At 56.4% G+C, this 2,742-nt stretch carries 3 protein-coding genes, 1 tRNA gene and 1 pseudogene; 4 read left to right on the top strand and 1 reads right to left on the bottom strand.

Features of this window, described 5'->3' with window-relative positions; translation table 11 throughout:
• Positions 1-61: 61 nt before the first annotated feature.
• A tRNA-Pro gene (locus tag RT018_RS15250) sits at positions 62-137 on the bottom strand.
• A gap of 161 nt (positions 138-298) precedes the next feature.
• On the opposite strand from RT018_RS15250, the gene RT018_RS15245 reads away from it, so the two are divergent.
• The 4 genes and pseudogenes from RT018_RS15245 to RT018_RS15230 all read left to right on the top strand — a co-directional run.
• A complete protein-coding gene (locus RT018_RS15245; protein ID WP_312943169.1) occupies positions 299-1,363 on the top strand; it encodes a M23 family metallopeptidase in 1,065 nt (354 codons plus the stop codon).
• Positions 1,347-1,946, top strand: coding sequence for a site-2 protease family protein (locus RT018_RS15240; protein WP_312943168.1), 600 nt, complete (start codon positions 1,347-1,349; stop codon positions 1,944-1,946). Before RT018_RS15245 ends, RT018_RS15240 begins: the two co-directional genes overlap by 17 nt.
• A 152-nt stretch (positions 1,947-2,098) precedes the next feature.
• Positions 2,099-2,575 (top strand): transcription elongation factor GreA, encoded by a 477-nt coding sequence (gene greA, locus RT018_RS15235; protein WP_312943167.1) that lies wholly within the window; start codon positions 2,099-2,101, stop codon positions 2,573-2,575.
• Between the two features lie 10 nt (positions 2,576-2,585).
• Positions 2,586-2,742, top strand: a pseudogene (locus RT018_RS15230) (lysine--tRNA ligase); the annotation flags it as partial.

Below are 2,742 nucleotides of genomic sequence, written 5' to 3'. Positions count from 1 at the left end.
CCTCGTCAGGCCGCATAAACACTGGCTTTTTCAGCCCTGTATCTATTTTGACCTAATCTTCTGGTCCGAGTGGCGGGAGTCGAACCCACGGCCTCATGGTCCCGAACCATGCGCGCTACCAACTGCGCTACACCCGGATATTTACTTTTCAGCATGCCCTAAGCCCCGTGCGCAGCCACGGCAGCCTACTGCAACAGATTGTATTATAGAAAAAATCCTTCTCTTTGTCAAGGGAAATTGTTCATACTCTTCTCCAAATATGCATAGAGTAAGAAAAATACGAGGGGAGGCGGGACGGATGACGTCGCGACAGTCCGGACAGAAAATCAATCAACTCTACGGCAATCGGACAGGGTATCGCACAAAGCGGCGGAAGGCTTCGCAGCCGTTATCCGCAGCGGAAAAGCGACGTCTGGTCCAGTTTTTGGTTTGCGGTACGGTATTTGTGCTGCTGGTGGCGGTAAAGCTGCTGCTACCTGATCGCAGCCAGTGGCTCAGCCGCCATGTGGGCGGTGCTCTTTCACGCAGCGTGGATGTGACGGAGGTATTTTCGGCCGTAGGCCGGGTATTCTCCGGGAATACGTCCGAGGGCTTGGAAGACCTGTATCAGTCTGTCTTCCGCCCAGAGGACGACGATGCGATTCCCACCGGCGCGCCCGGAACTCCGACAGACGGAGCGCCGGAAAACGATCCATCAAACAGCGCAGCAGTATCCGCAGTGGGAGCTTCCCTGATTCACAGCCGCCTCTCTGCCAGCGACGGCTGGCTCAACGCGCCTCCCATGGAAAAAACACCGCGTGCCAGCTCCGCCGCAGAGAATCCGCCTGCGTCGTCTTCCTCTTCCGGCCAGACAGCAACCAAGGCAGACTCCAATCCGCAGCAGACGGCTGGCGGCACCCAGCGCCTCTCCTATATACTATATTCCAATCAAACGCTGCCTGACAACGTAAGTTTGGAGCAAAAGGTGCTGGGCTTTGATTATTGTACCCCAGTGATGGGAACACTGTCGTCGGATTTCGGTTATCGGGAGCACCCCATCGAAGGGGACGAAAAGTTTCATTACGGTCTGGACATCGCCGCAGACGAGGGCACACCCATCTCTGCCTTTGCCGATGGAACGGTGACAGCGGTGGGGGAAAGCAGCAGCTATGGCAAATACGCCATCATATCCCACGACAGCGATTTTTCCACGCTGTACGCCCATTGCAGCCGTATCTATGCTTCCTCCGGCGCGCAGGTGAAGGAGGGGGATAAAATTGCGGCGGTAGGTCAGACCGGCGAGGCCACGGGTCCCCATCTGCATTTTGAGCTTCACTCCGGGACCATTTATCTGGACCCTATCTATTATGTTTCGCTGCCCTAGCAGCCCGGTGCGCGTCTCCGGCGGCTTTCTGCTGCTTACGGCATGGTTTGCTCTGGAGAGCGGACTAGATCCCCTTTTGTTGATTTTATTTGCGGCAACAATGCATGAATTGGGCCATTTTGTCGTTTTGCGCCTCTGGGGCGCGCGGGTGGGCCGTTTACACATTGGGCTGCTGGGTGCACTGATGGAGGCGGATCGCAGCGGACTCAGCTATGGCAAAGAACTATCCGCCCTTCTGGCGGGTCCGTTCGTAAATCTTTTGTGCGCCGCCGCGCTGATACCTCTCGCCGCCCGGCATTCGGAGCTTTACGCAGCCGCTGGCGCACATTTGGCGCTTGGCGCCTTTAACCTTCTTCCCATCCGTCCGCTGGACGGCGGGCAGGCGCTGGAGCTTTTGGTCGCCTGGCGCTTTGGTCCGGCAGTAGGAGAGCTGACAGCACGAGTGGCGGGCATTTTATGCGCAGCGCTTTTACTTGGGGGACTTGTGTGGCTGATGCGGGAAAGCCGAGGTAACCTCTGGCTGGCCCCTCCGGCTGCGGGACTGCTGGCGGCGGCAATACGGGAGCTGCGGGGCGGAAAATAACCGCCCCGCAGTCGTTTTAGAAATCGTAGTTTCCGGCGGAAGCGCTTGACATTGTGGTTGGAAAAATCTATAATGTTGTGTCATGACTAAGCTGGAGTTTTTATGGACACCCATAAAGAAAATATAGAGGACGCAGAAAGGACTTATGAGCGATGAGCACTGAATACAGAATGAGCCAAGCCCGCTTGGACGAGCTTCAAACCGAGTTGAATTTTCTGAAAACCACCCGCAGCGACGAGGTTGCAGAGCAGATTAGAGTTGCCCGGGGCTTTGGCGATCTCAGCGAGAACAGCGAATACGACGAGGCAAAAAACGAACAGGGCAAATTATACTCCCGCATCGCGGAGCTGGAAGAAATTTTGCAGCACGCCGTGGTGGTGGACGAAAATGCGGCGGACAACGACGCCGTGACCATCGGTTGCAAGGTGACTGTGGCAGACGAGCAGGGAAATATTATGCCGGTGTCCTATAAGATTGTAGGCTCCCAGGAGTCGGACCCCATGAATGGAATCATTTCGGAGGAATCCCCCTTCGGCAAGGCCTTAATGGGCACAAAGGAAGGGCAGACCGTCACCGTGGATGCGCCCAGCGGGAGCATTTCTTACACGGTGAAGAAAATCGAGCGATAAGGAGATAACTATGGCTGAACAGAAGACAACCCCCCAGCCCGAGCAGGATCTGGGTGAACAGACCAGAATCCGCCGGGAGAAGCTGGCAGCCCTTCAGGCTGCGGGCGAAGACCCCTTCCGGCAGACCCGGTTCGACTGGAACGCTACCAGCGAGCAGATTAAAGCCA

This window comes from Oscillibacter sp. (genome assembly GCF_032060045.1).
Classification (GTDB): Bacteria; Bacillota; Clostridia; order Oscillospirales; family Oscillospiraceae; genus Oscillibacter.
Note: the sequence above shows the minus strand (reverse complement) of the source record. Positions and strands in the feature narration are given on the sequence as shown.